The sequence below is a fragment of the Lentzea chajnantorensis genome (assembly GCF_054300775.1).
The window spans coordinates 6,546,552-6,572,915 of record NZ_JBSDZT010000002.1; the positions used below are offsets into that span (position 1 = coordinate 6,546,552).

7 protein-coding genes and 1 pseudogene (1 of these 8 cut by a window edge) are annotated in these 26,364 nt (G+C 72.0%); 4 read left to right on the forward strand and 4 right to left on the reverse strand.

Features of this window, described 5'->3' with window-relative positions; translation table 11 throughout:
• From ACVDFE_RS31375 to ACVDFE_RS31385, 3 genes and pseudogenes are all read right to left on the reverse strand, one after another.
• Positions 1-13,554, reverse strand: the 5' portion of a protein-coding gene (locus ACVDFE_RS31375; protein WP_458433030.1) for a hypothetical protein. The gene continues 1,530 nt to the left of window position 1, outside the view; only the first 13,554 of its 15,084 coding nucleotides appear in the window; the start codon lies at positions 13,552-13,554; its stop codon lies beyond the left edge, outside the window.
• A 3,277-nt stretch (positions 13,555-16,831) separates the two neighbouring features.
• A pseudogene (locus ACVDFE_RS31380) lies at positions 16,832-17,209 on the reverse strand (WXG100-like domain-containing protein); the annotation flags it as partial.
• 195 nt (positions 17,210-17,404) lie between these two features.
• The gene (locus tag ACVDFE_RS31385; protein WP_458433031.1) at positions 17,405-19,642 is read right to left on the reverse strand and encodes an ATP-binding protein; all 2,238 of its coding nucleotides are present in this window, start codon (positions 19,640-19,642) and stop codon (positions 17,405-17,407) included.
• Between the two features lie 213 nt (positions 19,643-19,855).
• On the opposite strand from ACVDFE_RS31385, the gene ACVDFE_RS31390 reads away from it, so the two are divergent.
• The 4 genes from ACVDFE_RS31390 (at position 19,856) to ACVDFE_RS31405 (ending at position 25,399) form a co-directional block, all read left to right on the forward strand.
• Positions 19,856-20,653 (forward strand): DUF2625 family protein, encoded by a 798-nt coding sequence (locus ACVDFE_RS31390; RefSeq protein ID WP_458433033.1) that lies wholly within the window; start codon positions 19,856-19,858, stop codon positions 20,651-20,653.
• Between the two features lie 130 nt (positions 20,654-20,783).
• The gene (locus ACVDFE_RS31395; protein WP_458433035.1) at positions 20,784-23,075 is read left to right on the forward strand and encodes an NB-ARC domain-containing protein; all 2,292 of its coding nucleotides are present in this window, start codon (positions 20,784-20,786) and stop codon (positions 23,073-23,075) included.
• Between the two features lie 64 nt (positions 23,076-23,139).
• The gene (locus ACVDFE_RS31400) at positions 23,140-25,287 is read left to right on the forward strand and encodes an NB-ARC domain-containing protein (protein ID WP_458433036.1); all 2,148 of its coding nucleotides are present in this window, start codon (positions 23,140-23,142) and stop codon (positions 25,285-25,287) included.
• Positions 25,223-25,399 carry a hypothetical protein gene (locus ACVDFE_RS31405; protein ID WP_458433037.1) on the forward strand — a complete coding sequence of 59 codons (177 nt, stop codon included), beginning with the start codon at positions 25,223-25,225 and terminating at the stop codon, positions 25,397-25,399. Before ACVDFE_RS31400 ends, ACVDFE_RS31405 begins: the two co-directional genes overlap by 65 nt.
• Here ACVDFE_RS31405 and ACVDFE_RS31410 read toward each other — a convergent pair.
• On the reverse strand, positions 25,388-26,308 hold the full coding sequence (locus ACVDFE_RS31410) for a LysR family transcriptional regulator (RefSeq protein WP_458433039.1): 921 nt from the start codon (positions 26,306-26,308) through the stop codon (positions 25,388-25,390). The two genes, ACVDFE_RS31405 and ACVDFE_RS31410, sit on opposite strands and share 12 nt — an antisense overlap.
• Positions 26,309-26,364 lie beyond the last annotated feature (56 nt).

Below are 26,364 nucleotides of genomic sequence, written 5' to 3' on the forward strand. Positions count from 1 at the left end.
CGCCTGAGCACCGGAGCCGAGTCCGACCGGCTGCGGGGACTGCACAGTCGCCGAACCACGGCGAGCGAGCGGCGCGAACGCCTCGTTCATGTCGTGGATCGCCTGCGGGAAGCCGGGTCTCGCCTCCACGGCTGCCAGCTGCCGCGCGCCGAGGATTTCAGGTGGGAGTGTCACGATGACGCGGGCGGGCGGCTCCGAGCCCGGTGTCGCGACGTCGACGGTCACGCTGACCCCGATGACCCAGGGGTCCACGCCCAGGCCGAGCCGGTCGAGCTGCGCGCTCTCCGCAGCCACCGCCGCGCGGAACATCCGCTCGATGCCCTCGGCACGCGCTTCCGCCAGCGCGCGGTCCACGCCGTCGAGAGGCATCTCGTGCACGATGATCTCCACCGCGGGGAGACCGGCCTGCTTGAGAGCCCGCCACGCTGCCGCGCGCGTCACCAGGCGCGCCGTCTCCCGGACGTCCGCGGCCTGCAGGTACGACAGGTAGGTCTGGCCGGGGTCGAACTGCACGGTGGTGTCGTCGATCCGGTACGCCACGAGATCGGACAGCGGCACCTCGGGGATCGGCGCCAGCGGGTCGGCCGCGGTGAAGCTCCCCTCGTTCTTGACGGCCCTGACCGCGTTGTTCGTGTGCACGCTGACGACGTTCGTGGCGGCGAAGACCTGGGACCCGTGGTTCCGGTCCAACTCCCGCTGGAACAGCTCCGCGGCGGTGGGGGTCGTGGGCGAGATCGAGGAGTTGAGCCAGCACTGCACCAACGCGACCGGCGTGTCGGAATCCGGAGCCGCCGCGGCGAAGAGCGTCGTCCCCGCCACCACCGCAGCGCTGTCGACACCGTTCAACGTCTGCGTGTCGCCGAAGACGAAAGGACGATCGGTCTGAAGACCGAACATGAGCCCACGAGGGGCACCGTGCCCGTCGACGAGCCACGGGACACGACTGGAGCCCGCCCACGGTGCGACGTAGGCCTTCATCACGGCGGTGCCGCCCGGTCCGGTCATGACCTCGCGGAGGTAGTACTGCAGCTCCACCTCGTCGCTGTGCCGCGCGGCGGCGGACATGTGGTGGTCATCGACCAGGGTGAGCGGGAAGTACTGGCCGTGCTCGCCCAGCCGGTCGCTCACCAGGGGACGGGTGATCACGTCGGCGGAGGACGCCTTCGACGGCGGAGAGGAGAGGAACTCCCCGCTCTGCAGGGAGATCGTCCCGTCCTGGTGCAACGTGGCGACACCGCTGGGCGAGTACGTCCACCTGGAGTACCCACCGGCCGCGAAGACGCTGGAGAACGCGTCGAAGTCACCGGCCACGCCGTTCAGCGCGAGCAGCACGACACCTCGGCCGTTCTGCTCGCCGGTCTCGGTGTTCAGCGCGGCGCGCAGCTCGTCGTCCGCGCGCATGACCTTGGCCAGAGCCGCGGGGGTCAGGTCCACACCTGCCTGGTCACGGCGCACCGCCTGGACCCCGCGCCTGCCGGAGCTCGCGATCAGGAAGACCGGGAGCCGGTCCAGCCACGGTGACTGCTCGCTGCCCTGGGCCACGCGGAACGACTGCACGGTGTCCGCGGTGACGTTCTCCGCCCACTGGCTCGCCCGTTCGAACTCGGTCTCGTCTCCGGGAGCCCTGAGGTAGACGGCCACGGCGACCTCGTCGCGGTTGCGCAGCACCACCGACTGGAGATCACCGGCGCGCAGGGGGGACACGAGGGGAAACTCGGTGGCGGGGTCGTGGGTGACCGAGTCGTCCCTGATTTCGACCGCACCATCGGGGGCGTAGACGTCGGTGAAGAAACCCGCCTCGTGCAACGCTCCGGCGAAGTCGAACCCCAGCTGGCCGAAGTTCGCCTCGGTGCCGGCGAAATTCGCGAGCAGCACCACGGGACGGCTCGGATCGGCCTCCAGCGCGGCCCGGGAACCGCTGTCGGACAGCCACAACCGGCCCAGGTCCCCGCCTCCGAGCTCCAGCACCGCTCCGGCCTTGGACCGCACGCGCACGAACGTGCCGTCGGGAGAGTCCACCACGACGACCAGGGGCGAGCCGGGTGCCCACGGACCCGTCGGCCCTTCCGTGCGGCCCGTCCGCAGGGCGTCCGCGAAGTCCTGGATCGTCGCGGCTTCCAGGCCCGCCACGGGGAACCCGGTCACCGGGCCGCCTGCGACACTCACCACGTCGCTGGCGGTCGGCGTCCCGCTCTCCTCGACCCGTGCGTCATGGGGGATCACCAGCGCGCCCTCGTCGGAGAACTTGAGCCTGCCCCCGAAGTCGTGGCCCTGCACGGGTCCGGTGAGGTCGCGGAGGGTGGCCAGCAGCTTCGCGTTCGCTCCGCTCACCGAGCCGGTCGGCAGTGACTCGTCATGGGTGAACAGCAGCAACTGCGGGCGCACCGGACCGGCCGTCGCCTGGCGGAACAACGCCGATCCCGCCAGCATGTGCGCCGCCACCTCGGCGTCCACGGGCAGGGTGGAACCGTCCACCAGGGGCAGGGTGTACCCGTTCTGGCCGTGTTCGCCCACCAGCGTCACCGGGCGGGTCCGGGCGCCCGTCGTCGCGGGAGCCCACTTCCCGGCGCGGTAGTGGTGCACCACGTGACCGTCCGCGTCCTTGAGCTCCTCGGCCACCAGTCGCTGGGACTGGTCGGTGGACAGGGCCATCGACCGCAGCACGTCCCCGTCGAGGACGCCGGGGGTGGCGAACCCGATGCCCACCAGGCCGCCGTCGTTCCTCGTGAGCGGAACCCAGCCGACATCACTCGGCCGGACCTGGGAGACGGGCTCGTAGTAACCGTCGTTGAGCACCACGGTGCTGTTGGACGGGCCGAGCCCGAGCGGATCGGTGGCCGCACTCACGAGGTGGCGCGATCCGGCGTGCCACAACGCTTCCGCGAACTCCTGCGCCGCGCGCCGGGACGCCTCGGGACGGTCGGGGTCGGCACCGACGAGCCGGATCGGCGTGGCGGGGGTGACCCAGCGCCGGTAGGCGGGCGAGTTCCGGACGCGGGACGCGAGGGTCGCCGGCGTGACCGGCACGCCCCGGACGAGGAACCGGTCCCCCACGAGCGTCGCGTAGACGTAGAACGACTTGCGCGCTCGCGGGTTGACCGGCTGCCGCGCGTGCAGGAACACCCAGGGCGGCTCGTCCGGCAAGCCGGAGCCGAAGCTCAGGCCTCCCGCCGCGGCCGTGGTCGGTGCGTGCTCGTGGCCCTGGGGCCAGTCCGGCAGGTCCACGACGACGCTCACCGCGGTCGACGGAACCGCCAGCTGCAGCACGTCCGGCGCCGGCTGGGAGGGGTCCACCGCCTGGCCGTCCCGCAGCAGGGCCGCGACGACGGTCGTCTGCTCGGGCCTGCCGGAGATCAGGACGACCGGCATCGCCGAGCCGGAGTCCTGCTGGAGCGTCACGGCGGTGGCGAGCCTGGACCTGAGCACCGCCAGGTCCGCCTGTTCGGCGGGGTCGGAGAGCTGGTTCGACACCGGGTCGACGTGGAAGAGGCTCGCCTGCGCCAGCTGCTCTTTGACGACGTCGCGCAGTGCGGGCGTGACCGGTGGCTGCACCAGTTCGAACCCGGCCGGGATGGAGCCCGCGTCGCTCGCGGTGTCCGAACCGGAGTCGTCGCTCTCCGCGCCGGGGACCGGCGTGGCGGGCCGGGGCAGGAGGGCGACCGGCGGTGCGGTGTCACCTCCACGCGTCGTGCGGACACCGTCCGAACGGTCCACCGTCCTCGACGGACCGTCGAACGCCGCGCGCGAGACCGCGACGGTGGCCCGCCCGCTGCCGGAGTTGCTCATCGCGGGGAAGGCCGCGCCGATCGCGGTACCCCGCCGGTCGCGGAACAGCTCCCGGATGCTCTCCTGGTTCCCGGTGCTGACGACGTCCGAGTCGGCTCGTGCCTCCAGCGCCACCTCGATCCTGACCTCGTGCGGCCCGACGCCGTGGTCGCCCTGCGGCCCCCTGGTCGTGATCCGGACGTGGTCGACGTCCACGGGCATACCGCGGTCGGCCATGTCCTGCGCCTCGTCGGCCAGCGCCGCGCGGAACCGGCGCTCGACCTCGACCACCCGCGCGGACGAGAGCAGCCCACCGGTCTGCGGGTGCACCGGACCGCGGCTCGTCCCCCCGCCCACGATGGTCACGGCCGGCATCGCCGTGACCCAGTGCTCCTGCGCAAGCCTCAGCTGCCGCCACGCGGCGGCCCGCACCACGGCACGAGCAGTCGTCTCGATCTCGGCGTCCGAACCGGCGAGGACGTCCGTTCCGGCCGGGTCGAACGCGGCGGTGACCGCGGGAACGTCGTTGGCCGCCAGTTCCCGCAGTTCGACGGGCGGGCGTGCGCGGCCGCCGGGAGGGACGACCTCCACGATGTCGCCGCCGTCCTCGACCACGTAGTTGTCGCCCTTGCCGGGCAAGAGTTCCCGGGTGGCCGCGAACATCCTCGGGACCGCCCGCTGCGGCGCGACCGACCGCCACGCCCGCAGGATCGCGCTGGCCATGCTCTCGCCGCTGTCACCGGGTTCGACACCACCCACGAAGCACATCTCGAGCATCAGGGCCGGGGTGGTGTTCGGATGCGCCTGTGCGAACAGGTGGTGGCCGCTGAGAACGGCAGCCGCCGCTCGCGGGTCCAGCGGGACCGCGTCACCCAGCAGGTAGGGCCGATTTCCCGGCAGCGCCGCGTACACGGCCGACCGGTTCCCGTGCGCCCCGGCGTACCAGGTCTCAAGCCCGAAGAAGGGACTGAGCTTCGGCACCAGGGTGTTCGCTCCGGTGCCGGACGAGTCCTGGAGCACGCGGCTGGAGAAGTAGAAGTCGCGGTAGCCGGCGCTTGCTCTGCCCGCGTCGTTCACGTCGTCGACCAGATCGAAGTCTGCTGACGGGAAGATCACACCGTGAAGACCGTTGAGGTCGTTCTTCTTGGGGTGGGAGACGAGGCTGGAGATCTCGACGGGTGGCGTGGCCGCACTGTCGAACCGGGGCACCTCCACGACGACCGAACCGTCGGACGAGAACCCCATCCGTCCACCGGACCAGTGGATCCTGCGCGAGTAGCCGCCTCCGGCGAGGCCCGTCGCCAACTCGTCCGGCCCCACCACGGGACCGTCGATCGCGGCGAACACGACCGACGGTTCCACCAGGCCCGTACCGTCGGCCTCCGTCGGTCCGCTGCCGAGGAGGAACCGCAGCCTCAGGTCGTTCCGCAGCACCGTCATCATGACCTGCGGGGTGACGTCGAGATCGCGCAGTCCTCGCAAGGAGGCGCGATAGCCGACCGGACCGGTCCGCACGAGGACGAACCCCGGCGTGCTGTCCTCGTTCGACCAGCTCGCCGTGACCGGAGTGCCGTCCGGAAGCCTCGGGAACCACAGCGAGTCGTCCTCCGCTGCGGCGGCCCACGCCTGGACCTGGGCGAAGAAGTCGTCGTCGCCCAGGGTGCGCACGACCAGGGCCCTGGGGTCGCCCTCCCGGTCCAGCACCAGCGTCACGTCGAGGTCACCGGCTCGCAGCCCCGACACGTCGGTGTAGCCGGTTCCCGGATCAGCGATCGTCGTGAGGTCGCCGCCGCCCCGCAACGCGTACACCGTCGGGAACAAGCCGGACTCGTGCAGCCGTGTGACGAGGTCGAAGGCGAAGGTGCCGAAGTCCTGCTCACCGGACAGGTGCGGTTTGACGATCACCACGGGACGGGTGGGATCGGCCGTCAGCGCCGAGAAGAAGCCCTGGTCGGACAACAGGGCCGTTCCGCCCCAGGCACCATCCACGTCGACCTGCGCGCCGTCGCCGAGAGTCGCGCGGGCGGCACCCGCGGCATCACCGGAGGCGGCGACGAAGAACGGCCGTGCGGCGCCCCACGGCCCAGGAACCACGAAACGGCCGCTTTCCACGGCGTCGGAGAACGCTTGCAACGTGTCACGTGACCACGGGCCCGTCTGCTCCGCGCCGGGAAGACCGAACACCGAACCGGAGCGGAACACCGACGTCGCGTCGACCGGCAGCGGGTGGTGGCCGAAGAGAACGCCGGTCGCCACTATCGTGACGCCGTCCGTCCTCATCCCGATCTCGCCGGCGGCGGTGTGGGTTTCGAACGTCTTCCCGGTGGCTCTGGAGAGTTCGGCAGCCAGTTCAGCGGTGAGGCCGAGCGCCTGTTGCGGGTCCCCCCAGACGTTCCGGTTCAGCAGCACCAGGGCCGGTTGCTCGGGTCCCGTGACCGCGGTGAGGAACTCCGGCCTGTTCACCAGGAACTCGGCGGTCTCCCGCGGGGTCGACAGCAGCATCCTGCCGTCTTGACCGACCGCGAGGTCGAAGTGCCCTGGTTCCGGGGTCGACGACAGTGCCACCACCAGGGGGCGCACCCGCCCCGGTTCGGTGAGCACCGCCCACGGAAGCGGCAGTTCACGTCCCTCCGCCCTGGGCCGGCCCGGAGGAACCACCGCCGAGACCCGTTCCGCGTGCACTGTCGGGACGGTTCCCGGTAGAGGGGTGAACCAGCGTGCTCTGGAGACGTCGAACCCGATCAGAGCGCCGGTCGAGTTCGTGATGGGACCGGAGACGACGTTTTCGGAGGTGGTCAGGTATTCCCGGTCGAACAGCAGGTCGGCCGGCTCCAGCAGGGTGCGGAGATCGTCCGGTTGGTCCTGATCGACCCTGGTCCACACCGGTCGGTTCGGCGCGTCCGCCAGAACCACCTCGGCGAACCGGTGGACGAAGTCCTCGGCGGCACGCACCTCGCCAGCCGGATCTTTGGTCAACGCGTCGGGCGAGCTGAACAGGAGGATGACGCGAAGGGGCAGCTCCCGGTCGAGCGAGCGGAAGGTGTCCGAGTCGCGCACCACCCGGCCGGCGGTGTCCGCGTCGAGCAGGTGGTCACCGGCGACAGCGTGACCGTCCTCGAACTCCAGCAGGACGAACGCCGATGAGGTCGCGGTCCAGTCGCCCTCCCCGAGCCACTCGTGCACCCGCTGCGGCCACCCGTCCGATTCCGACTCGTCGGACACCAGGGCGATCGCTTCGCGTGCGTTCCCCGTCGGTGGGTAGGTGACAACGGCGTACGGGGATGTCGAGGGGCTTCCGGCGGTACCGGCCGGACCGGCGGGAGAAGCGCCGCCGGGCAGTCCCTCGCGCTCGCGCTCGACCACCTGGGTCCCGGTCTCGGCGGCCAGGTGCGCCGCCAGGTCCTCCGGCCTGTCCCCGTCGCCGACCAGACCGCGGAGCTCCTGGTACCTGCGGTAGGCCACCAGCGTGACGATGGCGTCGTGGTCGAGGTTCTCCTGCGCGGGGACCTCGATGAACAACGGAGGCCTGCGCACGTGCCGGTCGACGATCCGGCGCGCCTCCTGCCGCAGCGCGTCCACCTCGCGTTGCGGCGCCTTGCCCCAGCGGCGGTCCACCTCTCCCACCTGGTCCAGGTGCGAGAGCAGGTCCGGGGCCGCGGTGCGGGGAGCCTCCTGCTCCTCGACCTCCGGTGCCGGATCGGGGGTGACCTCCTCCTCGGCGACCTCTTCGGCGACCTCCTCTTCGGCGACCTCCTCGTCAGAGACCTCCTCGGCGATCTCCTCGTCGGCTTCCCGGCGTTGCTCGGCGGCGATCTCGCGGTCGTGCTCGGCCTTGGCGGCCCACCACTCCTGCTTCGCCTTCTCCTCCTCGCGCACGGCCGCGCGTTCCGCCTCGACGGTGGCGGCGTGGGCGGCGGTGACCGCACCGGACTGCGCGATGACGCGGGCGAGTCGCGTTTCCTGGTCCACGAGCCTGCGCAGAGCCGCGTCGGCGGCCGCCCACTCACCGCGCCGCCGCTTCACCTCCTCGCGGTGGTGCTCCCTGGACTCGGCGGGTGCGTTCTTCCACTCCTCGCGCGCCCGCGTGAACTCGTCGCGACGCTCACGTGCCAGCTCCCGCTGGGCCTGGACGAGGGGCCGGATGTCCTGCCGGTCCACGATCGCGGTGGAGCGCCGCTGGTCGGCGGCCTCCAGCGGCCGGGCGGCGACCTCCACCCGGTCGGACGCGGCGATCCGGGCCCGCTCGGCCTTCAGCCAGGCCTCGGCCTTCTCCGCGAGCACCGTCGTGGAGTCCACCAGCTGGTCGGGCAGCTCCCTGCCCGTCAGCCGCGTGGCGTTCGTGTCGTACATCCGCACGGCGAACGCGTCGTGCACGCGGCGGTCCTTGTAGGCGACCGCTTCCGTCTTGCCGTGCTGCGTGCGGGGACGGGCGACGACACGGGTGTCCACGCTGGTGACCAGTGCCCGGGTGAGCTTCTCGTCCGTCCTGGTCTCGGAGCTCATCGGCTCGGCGCTCCTGGACTCGTCCGTCCGGGAGAGCTCGCTCTCCTCCAGCTCGGGACCGAGCGCGGTGTGCGTGGTCCTCGTCGTGGAGGCGCCCTTCGCGTCGAACGGGCTGCGGAACGGCTTCGTCCCGGACTCGGTGCCCTTGCCGGAGCCGGTCGAGGTCGCCTGGCCCAGCGCGCCGAACGGAGCCGTGTTGAGCAGCTCCGCCTCGTTGCCGCTGGTGAAGCCGACCTCGGTCTCCTCGGACCGCACCCGCTGGGCGTCGATCCGCACACCCGCGCTCGTGCTGGCGAACCTCGGCGTGCGCGACGGCCGGAAGTGGATCTCCACGTCGTGGTCGAGGCCGTCGTGCAGGGAGAGCACGAACCGGCCGTCCAGCGCGGCCTGGAACGCGGCGCGCACGCTCGTGGGGGTGATCGCGGTCCGGAGCACGCGCAGGACCTTCGGAGTGATGTCGACGCCCGCGGCGCGCAGCACGTCCACCGCGTCGCGACGCAGGACGTCGATGTCTCCGAAGTAGTGCTCCGCCCAGTGGGCGCCGAGGTCCTTCATCGGCGGAACGGGCGTGCCGTCGGGCAGCGTCGTCCGCCACGCCGCCATGTCCTCGTCGCTCAGCGGGCCGGTGCGGACACCGCTGTCCGCCTCGGCCGAGCCGAACCGGCCTCCCCGCACCGGCGGGGGGAACGCCTCCTCCGCGAGCTTGGTGACCTCGGCCTCCTCGGTCACCTCGACCGAGCCGTAGTCACGTCCGTGGCGCTGGACCCGCAGCGTGACGTCCAGGCGTCCGGTGTGGACGGCGACCGGGCCCTCGACGGTGGCCGACTGGCTGTACTTGGTCCGTTCCTCCGTGGACTTCTTCAGCTCCCTGCGGCCGAAGATCCCTTCGAGACCGGGCCCCGCGCCCGCCTGTCCCTCGGTCCGCTTGGGCTTGGCGTTCTCGTCCTGCCCACTGCTCGGGTCGGTCGTGCCGGGGTTGCGCACGACGACGGCCGCGCGGGACGACGCGATGGCGGTGAACAGGGTCCGCACCCGGCTCGTGACGCCCTTCGCGCCGAGCTCCGCGCTCACCCCGGCCTTGAGCTTCGCGACGTTCCGCACCGCGCCCTGGGAGGGTTCCTCGGTGAACGACGCGTCGATCACGAGCTCGTAGGTCTCGCCGTGGAAGCGGTCCTCCAGCCTGTTCGGGGCCACCTGCCCGCCGTTGATCAGGCTGTTGACCATGCGGTTGGCGTCCGACAGGAAGTTCTTGACGCTCGCGATGTTGACGTTGTTCGGGTCGAGGGTGGAGTCCGGCAGCAGCCTTCCGGCCTTGTCCGCGCCGATGGCGGGGTGGCGTGCCAGCTCGTCGCGCAGGGCGTCGACGTGCTGCCGGAGGTCGATCGGCCGGCTGATGCCGCCGAGGCCGACCGACTGGCCCTCGGTCCGTCCTGGGCTCAGCCCCGGCGGCACGGCGAGCGTCCCGTCGGGACGGGACGCGGCAGGAGGGGTGCCGGTCGCGAGCTCCGCGAGCTGGTCCGCCGTCACCCAGGCGAGCACGGACTCCGGCAGGTGGACCACCTCACCGGCCCTGGTGAGCGGTTTCGGGGCGGTCAGGCCGAAGGTGAGGTTGTTCTTGTGGACGGCCTCCGCGACGACGGTCGCGTCGACGTCCAGGCGGACCAGGAACATCTTCTGCGGCAGCTCGCTGATCGAGAGCTTCTCCGCGGTCTCGACGTAGCCGGAGTCCGACCGGCTGTCGCTGCCGCTGTACGGCGATCCGAGGAGGACAAGGATGCCGCGGGGCATCGCGTGCGTGCCCTGCTCGCCGGCCGTCAGGCTCCTGTCGGTCAGCACCGGAACCCCGACGACGTAACCGCCGAAGCTGTCCGTGGGGCCTCCGACACCGGTGACCTTCGACGTGCCCTGGACCTCGCGCACGACCTGCTGGTACTCGTGCGCGGTCACGGGTGTCGCCGACAGGCGCGGTGCGAAGGTGACGCCCCAACTGCCGAACAGGTCGTGCACCCGGCGGCCGTGCAGCTTCTTGGCGGAGTCGATCACCAAGGTGTCGCTGAACAGGCGCAGGTCCTGCGTCAGCTTCTCGGAGGCGAGCTCCTCGCTGACCGTCTGCGCGATGACGCCGGTGCGGCTGCGCACCACGGGGTCGTGACCGGAGGCGGCGCTCATCACCTCCAGCGCGGCCTGCTGGAGCTTCTCCGCGCCGTGGAACGACACGATCTCGACGTCGTCGAAGCGGTGCGACATCGGCGGGCGCAACGCGTGCGGTGCGGGCGGGTCGGGCAGCGTGGGCGTGGGCGTGGGCACGACCGGCGCGGCGGGCTCGGCGTCGAACGGGTTCCCCGGTGCCAGCAAGACTTCGGGGACCAGCGTGCGCATCTCGACCGAGATCTCACCGGGCACGCGGGGCATCTCCGCGTGCGTGGGCAGCTGACGACCGCTGCGGCCGGGGATGATCCTGCGCACGGCCTCGGCGTGGCGGCGCTCCGAGTCGACCCTGAAGTCGATCGTCAGCGTGGACTTGAACTGGCGGACCGCCCGGTCGCCGATCTTGCCCTCCTCGGTGAGCGAGTCGCCCTTGCGCCGTTCGACCCTGCGCTTCGCCTTCGAGCCGAAGGTCGTCTCCTTCGACCAGTTCCGCGCTCCGCGCACGCCGAACAGCAGGACGCCGAACGCGGTGGTCGAGGGCCCCGAGCCGGGGAGCAGGCCCATGAACCGCAGCTGGGGTCCGCCGCCGACCTCGGCCGACCTGGAACCACCGCTCTCGATGCCGTCGGTGGCCTTGCCGACGTAGACCTCTTCGAGCTCGTCGGCGGTGAGCGGGTCACCCTCCTCGATGTCGCTGACGCGTGCCGTCACGGTCACCGTCGTGCGGTAGTCGTGGAACCAGCCCTTGCGCCGCACCGGGATCAGCAGCCCGCCGTCGCTCAGGCGCCGGGTGAGGCGGGCGATCTCGTTCTCGTCCAGCGCTTCCGCGAGCGATCGGCCCCGCTGGATCGCCTCGACCGCCTTCGCGGTGAGCCGCCCGTCCTCGACGTCGCCGTCGGTGAACTGCCGGACGAACATCGAACTGCTGACGTACCACCGCCTTTGCAACGGGACGTCGTGCAGCAGCGGCACCAGCGCCTGTTCGAGCAGCCGGCCGCTGTCGACCTCCTCCACCACACCGAGGATCGCCTTGCCCCGCTCGAACTCCGGCGGCCCCTGCACGGTCCGGTCGGCACCACCGCGGAACCCGCCGTCCTCCGGGTCGGGACCGGCGAGCCCGACCCGTGCCGCGTTGCGCCGCGAGGTCCAGTGCAGTGCGGTGACGTTGCCGTCCAGCTTCCAGGGCCGCTGCCCCTCCTTGCCGACCTGGCGGACCTCGATGTCGTAGACCATCTCGTAGCGGACGGCGTCGCCCGTGATCTTCAGCGCCTGCTTGCCCGCGGTCGAGCCGGAGACCTTCCCCGACGCGTTCCGCTCGACGCTCGCGCTGCCCGTGAGGCCACCCGCCGCCATGACACCGGGGATCGGCTCGCCGCCACCACCGATGAAGCCGGACAACGCGAACTTCCGCTTCACGGCGTACTTGCCGGAGTGCTCGAAGTGCGCGTGCGTCCGCTCGGTGATCTTGACCTTGTCCCTGACCTGGTCGACGCGCACCCACCGCGCGACGGCGCGCATCTCCAGCTGCGTGCTGCGCGGACGCCACTCGAACCCGCGCCCACGCCCCTTGAAGATCGGCGGTGAGGCGACCCACCCCTTCTCCGGGTCGGCTTCGCCGTCGTAGACGGCCATCTTCGGCAGGTTCTCCGCGATCGTGCTCTCGCTGAAGAACTCCTCCACGACCTCGCGGCCGTCCGAACCGAGCGCGGTCGCCTTCGCGAAACGCGGCTGCAGGCGGGACAGGACCTGCTCGGCGAAGGTGGCCGTGCCGGGGTTGTTGACCACGGCCGACTCGGTGGCGACGCCGCGCGGCAGGCCGGTCAGCTCCGGCAGGCGGGTGGTCTCGTCCCCCTGCTTCTCCTGCCACACCGGGTCGTCGGCCACGAGCCGCTCGCGGTCCGCCCTGGTGACCGGGGCGATGTCCGCTCCGACGACGTCGCCGATCCGCGGCCCGATCTCCTCGTGGAGCACCGCGCGGCCCGCGTCGTCCTTCGTCGGGAGGTCAGTTGGCACCGTCAGGGTCACCCGGCCGCTGACCTCGACCTCCTGCTCCCCCTCCGGTGACATGACCCTGCGGCCGTCCTCGTCGAAGAGCCGGAACGACAAGGTGACCGGAACGTCGGCCTTCACCGCCGGGGTGTGCTCGACCTTCGTCGACCTGCCCAGCTCCTTCTTCTGCTCGCTGCTCACCTGCTCGACGGGCGCGGCGGGGATCGTGGGCATGACCTGGACCACGACGCCGGGCAGACCGGTGAACTGCAGGGGCGGCGAGAGGTTGTTCTGCCGCGTGCCGTCCTCCTCGACCGAGGACGACGTCTTGGTCTTCGACGAGGCGACCTGCTTGTTCTCGGCCTCGCCGAGGACCACCACGCGGTCCCAGTGCGCCGTGGCCTTGACCTCCAGGCTGTGGAACCGGTCATCACCCTTGACGGTGGGACGGCTGCCGTACTCCTGGAACGCGCCGGCGACCGCGTGCTCAAGCCCCTCGGACAGCTCGGCGGTACCGTCCCAGTGCTTCACGCCGGGTGCGAGGCGCCTCAGCGCCTGCTCGACCTCGACGCGCGCTCCGTCGTCCCCGCGGAGCACGTCGATCTGCTCGGCGGCACCGAGCCCGCGGCTGTCCCGGAGGTACTGCGGGAGGCTGTCGCGCAGCCGTTGCTCCGCCGACTCGGGTGTCTGCTCCTCCGGTGTTGTGCCGCTTTCCTGTTCCTCGTCGGGTTTCTTGACGGGTTCCTTGTCCGGCAGGGCGAACCGCACCCGGCGCCCGCCGGCCCCCTTCTCCTCCGTGCCCCGGTACAGCCGCGGCTCCACCGCGCCCGTGGGCAGATCGGCCGTGACCCGTCCACGCGGGACGTCGGCGAGCAGGTCGACCGGCCCGATCACCCGCGACAGCACGGACAGGTACCGCGAGGGCACCTCGACCTTCGTGACCGCCCGCGGCACCCCGTCCGGCCCGGTCCGCTGGTGGCGCCCCATCAGCGTGCCCTCGACCGTCGGCCGGTTCGCGCCACCGGTCTCGTCCACGAGCCCGAACATGTGCCCGACCTCGTGCGCGGAGGCCAACGGCCCCTGCCCCGGCGTCCAGTGCGTCTGGTCGACGTCGTGCTCGGGGTCCAGGTGCACAACGTGGTGCACCACCGGCGAGCTCCCCGTCGTGCGGAACAACCCGGAACCGCAGCAGGTCCCCGTTGTCCGTGCGCAGGTCCGACCCGTTGAGGTACTGGTCCACCCCGTCCTGGGCGTCCCGCAACACCTCCCGCCGCACGTCCTCGCCGAAGCGGCCTTCGGGGTCGATGTCGACGACGACGGTCAGCTCCGTCGTCCACACACCGTCCTGCACCGCCCTGCGCACCTCGAACGCCGACCGTTGCACCTCCGGTTGGCCGGGCAGGCCGCGGAGGGTTCCCCGCTGGTGGGCGGGGGCTTGTTCCAGTGCGTCACGGCGGTACTGCTGTGCGGGGGTGGCTGGGGTGGGCTGCGCTTCCAGGTCTGGCTCCGACTCCACGTCGGAGTCGTCGGTCAGCGTGTCGTCGAAGACGGATTCGGTGTCGGTTTCGCGGTCGGAGTCGTGGTCGGTTTCGCGACTGGTCGCGCGGTCGGTCTCGCGGTCGGAGTCGCGATCAGAGTCGCGGTCGGAGACCGTGTCCACCTCGGCCGCGTGCGGCGTCGGGGTGTGGGAGACCTCCGGGTTCTGGATCTCCGTTGTCCCGCGGTCCACTCCGAGCTCGCTCGGCGCCTCGACCACCGGGAGCACGTCCGGCCTCACCGGCACGTGCTGGGGTGCGGGTGTTTCGACCGACGAAGGCAGGGGCGGTGCCACGACATCGTCCCGGCCAGGTCGGCCCGTGGGCTGCCCGGTCTGGGGTTGCCCTTGCTGCGGCTGTCCTTGCTGGGGTTGCCCGGTCTGGGGTTGCCCTTGCTGCGGCTGTCCTTGCTGGGGTTGCCCGGTCTGGGGTTGCCCTTGCTGCGGCTGTCCTTGCTGGGGTTGCCCGGTCTGGGGTTGCCCTTGCTGCGGCTGTCCTTGCTGGGGTTGCCCGGTCTGGGGTTGCCCTTGCTGCGGCTGCCCGGTCTGCGGCTGCCCGGTCTGCGGCTGCCCGGTCTGCGGCTGCCCGGTCTGCGGCTGCCCGGTCTGCGGCTGACCTTGCTCGCTCTGGGGCGTCTGGGACTGACCCGGCTGAGGCTGATCCGGCTGAGCCTGGTCCGGCGGAGGCTGTGGCGTCTGGGACTGCGGTGTGTGGGACTGCGGTGTCTGAGGCTGCGACGCCTGAGGCTGCGGTGCGCTGGACTCACGCCGTTCTTCACCCACGGCATCGACATCGGTGCGCGCTTCACCCCCGACGGTCGGCGGCAGCTGCGAGTGCACGGCCCCTGGCGGGGGAACCTCCGACCGAACCCCGCCCGGATCCTGCGGACTCAACGCCGGCGAGTCCAGACGCGGAGCGTCCACAACCGAAACGTCCCCACCCTGCGGCGAAGGCGAGAACACACCCGGCTGCACCCCACTAGGCTGCGAGCCCGGCGTCTGCGAGCCCGGCGTCTGCGAGCCCGGCGTCTGCGAGCCCGGCGTCTGCGAGCCCGGCGTCTGCGAGCCCGGCGTCTGCGAGCCCGGCGTCTGCGAGCCCGGCGTCTGCGAGCCCGGCGTCTGCGAGCCCGGCGTCTGCGAGCCCGGCGTCTGCGAGCCCGGCGTCTGCGAGCCCGGCGTCTGCGAGCCCGGCGTCTGCGAGCCCGGCGTCTGCGAGCCCGGCGTCTGCGAGCCCGGCGTCTGCGAGCCCGGCGTCTGCGAGCCCGGCGTCTGCGAGCCCGGCGTCTGCGAGCCCGGCGTCTGCGAGCCCGGCGTCTGCGAGCCCGGCGTCTGCGCACCCGGCGTCTGCGCACCCGGCGTCTGCGCACCCGGCGTCTGCGCACCCGGCGTCTGCGCACCCGGCGTCTGCGCACCCGGCGTCTGCGCACCCGGCGTCTGCGCACCCGGCGTCTGCGCACCCGGCGTCTGCGCACCCGGCGACTGCGCACCCGGCGACTGCGCACCCGGCGACTGCGCACCCGGCGACTGCGCACCCGGCGACTGCGCACCCGGCGACTGCGCACCCGGCGACTGCGCACCCGGCGACTGCGCACCCGGCGACTGCGCACCCGGCGACTGCGCACCCGGCGACTGCGCACCCGGCGACTGCGCACCCGGCGACTGCGCACCCGGCGACTGCGCACCCGAGTCAGGGCGCGTGGCCGCGCCCGTTGCCGGGGGTGCTTCCACTACGGGTGGCAGGGAAGGCCTTGGCTGGCCGCCCGGAACCTGCTGACCACCCGGAACCTGCTGGCCAGCCGACCCGCCGGCGTTGCCGGCCGGACCGCCACCCGGCACCGCGCCGGGAACGGCACCGCCGGGCACACCGGCGCCCGCTTCCGACCGTCCGCCCGTGCCCTGACCGGAGTTCGCGCCTTGGCCGGGATTCGTGCCCTGGCCGGAGTTCGCGCCCTGACCGGGATTCGAACCCTGACCGGGACTCGCGCCGCCGACGACCCCCACACCCGACGGCGGACCAGCCGAGCCCTCGGCCTGCGGACCCACGCCGTCCTTCTGACCGCCGGAATCCGCACCCTCTCGACCGGCACCACCAGGCACCCCACCACCGGGCACGCCAGAACCAGGCACACCCCCAGCGGGCACACCCCCAGGCACCCCATCGCCCCCAACGGCAGCGCCGGCCCCATCGCCCCCGGCCGAGCGCCCCTCGCCGCCCGCCGCCTCAGAACCGTTCCCCTCGGAACCGTTCCCCTCGGAACCGTTCCCCTCGGAACCGTTCCCCTCGGAACCGTTCCCCTCGGAACCGTTCCCCTCGGAACCATTCCCCTCGGAACCATTCCCCCCAGGACCGCCCGCACCAGGAACATCCGGCGCATCCGGCCGACCGATCTCCCCGATCGGAGGCGACTTGATGTACCCGGTCTCCCGAAGGTGGTCCTCGATGGCATTGCCCGCGTCGTCGGCCTTCTTCTGCGTGCCACCGCTGAACATGCCGCCGACAGCACCGGTCCACAGGTCGTCCATGCTGCCGCCGAGGATGCCCGCGGCGGCGGCGCCGACCACGACGTCGGCGGTGGCCTCGCTGGTGCCGTGGAACAGCACGTTGTCCTCGACCTTGGGCTTCCACGCCCGCATGCCGGTGTGCATGCCGCCCGCGATGACCCCGGCGCCGAGGCCGGCGACGCCGCCGACGATGGTGCTCTGGACGTCCCACTCGAAGCGGTTGCCCTCCGCGAACTGCGCGATCTGGGCGATGGCGTCCTGGAAGATCTCGTCGATGCCCTCCTCGATGCCTTCCATGATCAACCGGATCGCCCAGTGCAGCTGCGCGCTGATCTGCTGAATGGCGGTCCTGGCCGCGGTGATGAAGGCGGGCACCAGGGGTGCGGTGAACGGGCTCGCGAGCGCCCAGAGGATCGAGGCCGCGAAGAACGCGATCTCGATGAGCATCGTGTAGATGGACTGCTCGACGCTCAGCGCGAGTTTCAGCAGGCTGGTCGACTGGTTGTTGGCGAGCTGGACGATGCTCGGGACCGCGTTGATGACGCTGGTCACGCGGTCGCGGAACGCGCGGCCCACGCGGCCGCCGATGGCGTTCTCGACGTTGCTGACCAGGTCGAGGACGCCGTTCGCCATCTCGCCGAGGGTGCGGCCGCTCTCAACCCAGTTCTGCGCTAGGGCACGGGTGGCCGCCACGTCGATCCTCGGGGCCTGCTGGCCCGCCACCAGGATCCACAGCCAGTCGAACGTCGGATCGAACTTGATGTCCATTCAGTCCACTCCGAACTGCCGCTCAGCTCGCCTGCCGCGACGGCTCCTCTCTGGCCATCGAGTGCGCGGTGCGGACTCGATCGGACCGCGATCGTTCCGCAATCCAGCCACTCCGCCGGGGCAGGATCAACACGAACGGCCCAACCGGGAACCACAAAGGAAGTCTTTCCTGCCTCAACGCACCCCGGACCGGGGTCAGTGGGCGGGGATGCGGGCGAGCTCGACCTCGACCTCGGCCCGCTGCTCCGGCAGCGACAGCTCGTCGAAGGTGGCCAGCGCGCACCGGAACAGGGAGTCCGCGACCTGGTGCTCACCCGAGTCGAGGCGGCAGCGGCCCTCCCGGAACGCGGCCCGCGCCGAGTGCACGGAGGCACCCACCTTCTCGAAGAGGCCGCGCGCCTCGGCGAACATCGGCGCCGCCCGGCCGCACTGCCCCACCGCGTGCAGGCCCCGGGCCACGCCCTCGATGCACATCGCCAGCAACCTCGTGCGGGACAACGCCAGCTCACCGTTCTGGTTGTGCCGCAGTGCTTCCTGCAGCAGCTCCTCCAGCACCGCGAGCGCTTCGCGCGGCCTGTTGTCGAGCAGCAGCAACACGCCGAACTGGTAGCGCACGGTCATCCGCACCGTCCAGAACCCGAACGGGGCGGACAGCTCGACGGCCTGCCGCGCGTGCTCCAGGCTGTTCTGGCGGTCGCCCAGCATGAACTCCTGCGCGGTGACGTGCGCCAGCGCCCACACCCGCTCCAACCGGTCACCGGCCTCGTCTGCGCAGCGCAGGGCGATCTTGTGCTGTTCCACCGCGCCCGCGCAGTCCTGCGCGGTCACCAGGGCCCACCCGAGCAGGTTGCGCTGCTGTGCCTCCGCGGTCACGTCGCGCAGCGTGCGCGCCGCGTCGACCCCGGCGCCGAAGACCTCGACCCAGTCGACGCCGTGCCGGTCGTCGTCGGCGTACCAGTGCATCGCCCGCGCGAGCTCCACGACCTCGCGGTGCCGCCCGGTCCGCGCCGCCTCGCGGAACGCGGCCAGCCAGCTCGACCGCTCCTGCTCCAGCCACGACCGCGCCTCGTCCAGCGAACCGAACACTTCGTTCGCGGGTTCCTCCGGCGAGAACCTCTCCCCCGCCGCCGTCGCCATGCCCAGCAGGTGCTCCAGCACCGCCTCCGTCGTCAGCAAGCGGTCGGCCTCGTCGTCCTCGGCCTCCCAGCGCTCACGCGCGAACAACCGCAGCAGGTCGTGGAACCGGAACCGGCCCTCCGCCGGACCCGCCTGCACCATGCTCGCGTCCACCAGCTCGTCGAGCTGGCCGAACGCCTCCGACTCCGTCACACCCCCGGCCACCTGCGTCAGCTCCACACCGAAGTCCGCACCCGGCACCGCCGCCAGCCGCCGGAACAGCATCCGGCCCTGCGGCGACAAGCCCCGGTACGACACCTCGAACGCCGACCGCACCTGCAGGTCCCCCGCGGACAACGACGTCAGCCTCGTGCGCTCGTCCCGCAGCTGGTCCACCAGGTACCGCAACGACCAGTGCGGCCTGCTCGCCAGCCGGTTGCCCGCGATCCGCAACGCCAGCGGCAGGTTCCCGCACAGCTCGATCAACCCGGCCACCGCGTCCGGCTCGGCCCGCACCCGGCGCTCACCGACGACGGCCTGCAGCAACGCCTCCGCGTCCTCGTCGTCGAACGGGTCGAGGTGCAGCCACCGCACCCCTTCCAGGCCGGCCAGCAGGCGGCGGCACGTCACGAGCGTCCGGCAGCCGGGAGAGGTCGTGAGGAACGGCCGGACCTGCGCCTCCGAGGCGGCGTTGTCCAGCAGCACCAGCACCTTCCGCTGCTGCAGCACCGCGCGGTACTGGCCCGACTGCTCGCTCACGGCGCTGGGCACGTCGCTCGGCGCCACGCCCAGCGCCCGCAGCAACCGGTCGAACACGACCTGCACGGGGAGCGGTTGCTCGTCGACCCCGCGCAGGTCGACCGCCAGGCACCCGTCCGGGAACTCGTCGCGCATCCAGTGCGCCGCCGACGCCGCCAGCACCGTCTTGCCCACGCCGGGCTGACCGACCATCGCCACCGACGGACTCGTGCGGATGCACTCCTGCAACCGGGACAGCTCCCGCCCCCTTCCCACCCGGTCCACGGGCAGGGGCGGCAGCTCGGCGACACCGGAGACCGACACCGGAGACCGCCGCCTGCGTCCGTGCTCCGCGACCCGCAGGAACTCCTCCCGCTGCACGGCGCCCAGCTCGAAGGCATCCGCCAGCACCTCGGCCGACCGCCGCTGCGCCGCACGAGCCCGGCCCTGCTCCAGCTCCCGCAACGCACGCACACTGATACCCGACCGCTCCGCCAGACCCAGCTGACTCAGCCCAGCGGCACGCCGGTATCCCAGCAACAGCTCTCCGAACGTCGACCAGCACTCCGACTCGTCCACTAGACCAATGTACCTGATAATAGGAATTAGCGGTCACGCCGTGAAGGAATGACGAAAAGCGGGCGTACTCGGTACGGGATGCTCCGGTGCGAACGAGCAGGATGCGCGGTCCACCAGGGCGGATTCCGCCGACGTGCTTGCACCGCACCTCACCGGCGCACTAGGCCGGAAAGCGCACCACCGCCGCGCCGGAGCCGAGAACGGGAAGAACCAGTGACGAACGCCGAAGAGCTCGCCGACGTGCAGGACGCCGTGTGGGAGTGGCTGGCCGCCGACCTGAACTGCAGCCTGGCCCGGTCCACGGTGCTCCGGCCCGATCCGGGCGCGTGCCGTGCGGCGCTGCGGCGGTTGCGGCTCAGCGCGGAGTCGCGACTGGGCGCGATCGTCCTCAACACCGGCGGCATCCTGCTGCACGAGAGCTGGGTGCGGGTCTACGGCGGGTCGGGCGGTGGACCGGAGGGCATGCCCGGCATCGCCGAGGTGAACGGCGTGCACCGGCCGGCCGCACCGGACGGCTTCCACCGGTCGGCCGAGGTGGACCGGCGGCCGGCGGCCGGGCTGGTGGTCGCGCACGACGCGCTGGGGGGCGTGTTCGTGCTCAACGGCCCCGAGCCCCGCTCACACGGCAGACCGGGCCGCCCGGACGACGTGATCTACTTCAGCCCCGCCACCCTCGCGTGGCAGACCACGGGACTGGACCACGACCGCTGGCTGGACTGGCTCGTGAACGGCGGCGCGGCCGGGCACTACCGCGAGGTGCTGTGGCCGACGTGGCGGGACGACACCGCCGGGCTGGGTCCGCGGCAGGGCATGTCCGTGCACCCGGCTCTGTGGTCGGCGGAGGCCGAGGACGGCTTCACCCCGCCGGTCCGCAGGCCGGCGCCCCTGCAGGAGGTCCTCGACGGACACGTGGCGGCCTGCGTCCGGCTCGGCCGCCCCCACCCCGGTGCACTGGGGACCGTCGAACCGCGAACGCCGCGCCGGCGCCGCACTGTCCAATCCGGACGGTGAGGCGAACGCACCCCCGGCACTCCGCGCGCGAGGGTGACGTGGTTTCCTCCCGCTGAGAACATCATCGGTACAGACGGACACATCACCCTGCCCCTTTGCACCTCACGGGTGGCGGGGTTGAATGGTCCGCGTGACAGAGCTGCGCGATGAACCACCCGGTCCGTCCTTCGGCCACTGTCTGCTGAGGTACCGGACCTCGGCGGGCCTGTCGCAAAGGGAGCTGGCGCTCGCCTCCGGGTTGAGCGTGCGCGCGCTGCGCGAGCTGGAGCACGGACGGGCCGCGGCCGCTCAGGAGAAGTCCACCGAGCTGCTGGCGACCGCGCTGGGGCTGACCGGCGACGAACGCGAGTCGTTCCTCCTGCTGGCCAGGGAGGGCAGGCGCAGGTCCAGCGCGTCCGGCACCAGGACGATGCTGTACGGCTTGCCCGCCGTGCCCGCTCTGGTCGGCAGGGACGACGAGCTCGGCCGGCTGTCCCGCGCCGCGCGGGCAGGGGGCACCACGGTCGTGGCCGGGCCTCCCGGTGTCGGGAAGACCTCGCTCGCCGTGACCGCCGCGGACCGTCTGAAGGGGCACTTCCCGGACGGCTGCCTCGCAATCGACCTGCGCGGTGTGGACGACCAGCCCGTCCAGCCCGGGTTCGCGCTGGAGCGGATGCTCACCGCGCTCGGCGTGCCCGCCGGCCGCGTCCCTCCCGGGGAAGCCGCACGGAGCTCGCTCTTCCGCACGCTGATGCGGGACCGCCGCACCCTGGTCCTGCTGGACAACGCCGCCGACGAGGCGCAGGTGCTGCCGTTGCTGGCCGGTGCCGACCACAGCTTCACGATCATCACGTGCCGGCGTTCGCTCCCGGACCTGGACCTCGCGGACCTGGACCCGGTGCAGCGCCTGGTGCTCGACGTGCTGCCCGAGCAGGGCGCCGTCGACCTCCTGACCACGATCGTCGGCGAGGACGTCGTGCTGGCCGATCCCGCCGCCGCCAGGGAGGTGGTGGACCTGTGCGGCAACCTCCCGCTGGCCGTGCGGATCGTCGGCAACCGGCTGGCGACCCGCCGGCACTGGTCGCTGTCCTACCTGGCCGGACAGCTTCGCGACGAACACCGGCGGCTCGACTCGCTCGCGGCGGGCGACCTGCGGCTCAGGCCCGCCTTCGAGCTGTCGCTGCGCAGGCTCAGCCCCGCGGCGCAGGAGGTGTTCCGCAGGCTCGCCCTCATCCCGGGAGCCCACTTCAGCGAGGAGCTCGCGGCGGTCGTCACCGGGGTGTCCGCGCAGGAGGTCGAGGCACAGCTGGACGAACTGGTCGAGGCATCGCTGCTCACCGTGACGGCCGCGCGGATGCGGTTGCAGTTCCACGACCTCGTCCGGTTGTTCGCCGGGGAACGCCTGGCAGCGCAGGAACCGGAGGACGTCAGGGACCGGCTGCAGGACGCCCTTCTGACCCACGTGCTGCGGAAGACCACCGCCGCCGCCCGGCTGTTCCTCGCCACGGTGGCGGACGTGCCGCCGGACAGCCCGTTCGGGTCCCAGGAGGAGGCGAGGGAGTGGCTGGAGCAGGAGTCCACCAACTGGCTCCTGGTGCTGCACCGGGCGACGGAGGCCCACCGGTACCGCGAGGTGGTCGACTGCACCTGGTCGTTGTACAACTACGCGCACGGGCGTTACGCGGGGCATGACTGGACCGACGTGTTCGAGCTCGGTGTACGCGCTGCGAGGCAATTGGGAGACCAGAAGGCGGAGGCCGACCTGCTCACCCAGTGGGGAGCAGCGTTCCAGTGGGGCCACGGCGACAGCGAACGCGCTCTGAGCACCATGTTCGAGGCGCTGACCCTCGCCGAGGAGATCGGCCACCACCAGGGCGCCATGGTCGCGCACTCGGCGCTGGGGTGGCCGCTGGTGTTCGCGGGAAGGCCCGAGGAGGCGCTGCGGCACGCCGAACTCGCCTTCGAGATGTCGGAGCCGTACGACTTCTTCGAGACCCGGTTCTGGATGCAGCTCGGGTGTGGTGGTCTGCGGCTTGCGACCGGCCACTTCGCCGAGGCCCTCGCCGTTCTCGCCCCACTGCTCGTGGAGGCCTCCGAACGGATCGGTGAGACGAACCAGGAGGTGGCCGGGAAGACGGTGGTGCTGGTGCGGATGAACATCGGCGACTGCCTCGCCGGCCTGGGTCGCTGGGCCGAGGCCGCCGAGCACTACCACGAGGTCGTCAGACTGCTCGGGACGGACCGACCCACCTACCGCAGCCGGGTGGAGCTGCTCGTGTGCGAGGGCACGGCGTGGCGCCAGGCGGGCGACTTCAAGCGCGCACGCGAGTGCCTCACGCGCGCACTCGACCTCTGCGACGACCCCGCCGACCGCGGTGACCGCGCGCCGGTGGAGGCCGAGCTGGCCCTGTTGCCGGTGGCGGAGACCGCCACTCCCGGATGACGTTCTCCCGAACTTCATCCCCGTTCCACATCAGTCGGCCATTCAAGGCAGGGAGAGTGAGGCCATGAGTGCCACCCACACCTCGGCGTCCGAGTCGCCGTTCGGTGAGGTCCTGCTGAGCCTCCGGACGGCAGCGGGACTGACGCAGGCAGGCTTGGCCCTCGCCTCCGGGATGAGCGTCCGTGCGTTGCGCGAGCTGGAACGCGGCCGGGCGAGTGCGCCGCAGGAGCGCTCGACGGAGCTGCTCGCCGACGCGCTGGGACTCGCGGGGGGTGCCAGGGACTCCTTCCTCTCCCTGGCGAGGCAGGGGCGTCGCCGCTCGGCCGGGGCCGCGAAGAACGCGGCGTTGCGCAGCCTGCCGGCGGTGCCCGGCCTGGTCGGACGGCAGCAGGAGCTCCTGCAGCTGTCCCGCGAGGCCGAAGCCGGTGGCGTCGTCGTGATCGCGGGACCACCGGGGGTCGGGAAGACGTCGCTGGCGGTGGCGGCGGCGGAGGACCTGCTCTCCTCCTTCCCCGACGGCTGCCTCGCGCTGGACCTGCGCGGCGTCGACGACCGGCCGCTCAGCCCCGCCGCGGCGCTGGAACAGATGCTGGCCTCGCTGGACGTGCCGCCGTGGCGGATGCCCGCGACGCTCGACGAGCGCAGTTCGTTGTTCCGCAAGGTGTTGCGCGACCGGCGGGTGCTCGTGCTGCTGGACAACGCCTCCGACGAGAGCCAGGTCAGGCCGTTGCTGACGATGAGCGAGGGGTGCCTGACGGTCGTGACCTGCCGGCGCGTGCTCGCGGGGCTGGAGTCGGCGCGCTGGGTGCTGCTGGACACGCTGACGCAGGACGGTGCCGTGGAGCTGGTCGCGGCCGTCGCCGGCGAGCAGGTGGTGCGCGAGGAACCCGAGGCCGTGCGGGAGCTGGTGGCGCTGTGCGGGAACCTGCCGCTGGCGGTGCGGATGGTGTGCACCCGTCTCGCTGCCGGGCGCGACGGGCGATCGGTCGCCGCGCTGGCGGGTGAGCTGCGGGACGAGCGGAGGCTGCTGGACTCGCTCTCGATGGGCGACGAGGACCTGCGGACGGCGTTCTCGACGTCGTACCAGGCGTTGTCGCCGCGGGCCCGGTCGGTGTTCCGCCGGCTGGCCGCCGTTCCCGGCGTGCACTTCGACGACGATCTCGCCGCTGTGGCGACCGGTGTGCCGGTGGCCGAGGTCGGTCTGGTGCTGGACGAGCTCGTCGAGATGTCCCTGCTGACGATCACGACCGAGTCGGTGCGCTTCCAGTTCCACGACCTGATCCGCATCTTCGCGCGCGAACGCCGGCTTGCGGAAGAGCCGCAGGACGTGCGCGACGAGCTGCGCGACGCCTTCGCCACGCACGTCCTGGACCTGGCGTCCGCGGCGGGCGGGCTGTTCTTCCCGGACGTGCGGGAGGTGCCGCGGGACTGCCCGTTCCGCTCGTACGAGGAGGCGGCCGAGTGGCTCGACCGGGAGGCCTCGAACTGGTTGGCGGTGCACCAGGAGACCGCGGCACTCGGCCGGCACCGCCAGGTGCTCGACTTCGCGGATGCGATCCACTGCTACGCCATCGGCCGCGAGCAGAAGCACCGCTGGAACGAGGTCTTCGAGCTCGGCCTGAAGGCCGCCAGGGCACTGCGCGACCGGCGCGGTGAGGCCGAGATGCTGAACCTGCTCGGCGCGACGCAGCACCGCTGCACCGACGAACAGGAGCTCGCGCTCGCAACGCTGCGGGAAGCGATGGCGATTGCGGAGGAGATCGGACACCGCCGGATCGTCATGTCCGCCAACTTGTCCACCGGGCTGGTGCTCGCACACCTCGGCAAGTTCGCGGAAGGGCTCGAACACATCACCTTCGCCTATGAGGGGTCCGGGGAGTTCGACTACTTCCAGCACCGGGTCTGGACGTCCCTCGGCCTGGGCGTCTGCCTGCTGGCAGCAGGCAGGTTCGCCGACGCGTTGGAGCGGTTCGCGTCCACACTCGACCAGTCGAAGCAGAACCGCGACCAGACCAACCAGGAGACGCTGGACCGGATGTTGGCGTTGCTGCTGACGCTCATGGGCGACTGCCTGTCGGCGTTGGGTCGCTGGAAGGAAGCGGCGGAGAGCTACCACGACGCGAGGACGACGATCGGTGAGCTTCCAGATGAGCTACCGCACCGAGGGGGAGCTGGCGCTCAACGAAGGCGTCGCGCGGCGCCGCACGGGTGAGGTCGAGCAGGCTCGGGCCTGCCTGACGTTCGCGCTCGGCAAGCTCGACACCCTCGGCAACCGCGGGCAACGGGAAATGGCGGAGGCGGAGCTCGCGCTGCTACCCGGTTGATGTCCGGTCGGGAGCAGGCAACCACTGGTGCCGCGGGTCGAACGGGCGGTGGCGGGCCCGCACGTGGTCGGCGAGCAGCGGCAGTGCCGGGTGGCGGTTCGCCCCGTGCCGCAGCAGCGACCAGGGGTAGACCGGCGTCGGGTCGACCACGGTGAGCTGGACGACGTCCCGGTGCACGGGGAACTGCCTGGTGTTGCCGAACGTGATGAGCTCGGCCGAGGCCCCGATCTCGTCCATCACGTGCTCGCCGCCGAACACCGGGCCCGAGCTGTCGATCCGCACGCCGAACTCGGCGCTGAGGAAGTGGTAGTACTCCGCCCACTCGCTGTCGCCGGTGTTGCCGGGCATCCACGCCGTCAAGCCCGCCAGCTCCGCCATCGGCACACGCCTGCGCCGGGCGAGGCGGTGCCGGCGGCCGACCAGCACGGGAATCGGTTCCAGGCAGGCGGGGACGCACTCGATCCCCGCGGGAAGGGGTCCGGTGACGCGGCCGAACGCCGCGTCGACCGAGCCGTCGGCGAGTGCCGCGTGCCGGGGGACGGCTCCGCGCGAGATGACGACGTCGACGTCCACGTCGCCGGCCTCGTAGAAGGAGCGGACCAGGTCGATCGGTGCGGCGACGCGGGCGAGCACGTCGATGCGCAGCGGGCGGCGGCGGGCGTGGAGCATCGCGGTCGCCTGGTCGGCGAGGCCGATCAACGCCCTGGCGTGCGGGAGGAAGGCCGCGCCGTCCTCGGTGGGACCGGCACCGGTGCGGGACCGGGTGAGGAGGACGACGTCCAGGTCGGACTCCAGCCTGGCGATCCGCTTGGACACGGCCTGCTGGCTCAGGCCCAGGTGGTCGGCCGCCTCGGTGAAGTGCCCGGTGTCGACGACGGCGAGGAAGGCACGGACGGCACCGAGGTCCATCGACAACTCCTGGTTGTTGGTCGCCGGCGTGTCGGTTGTTGGACACCACCGCTCGG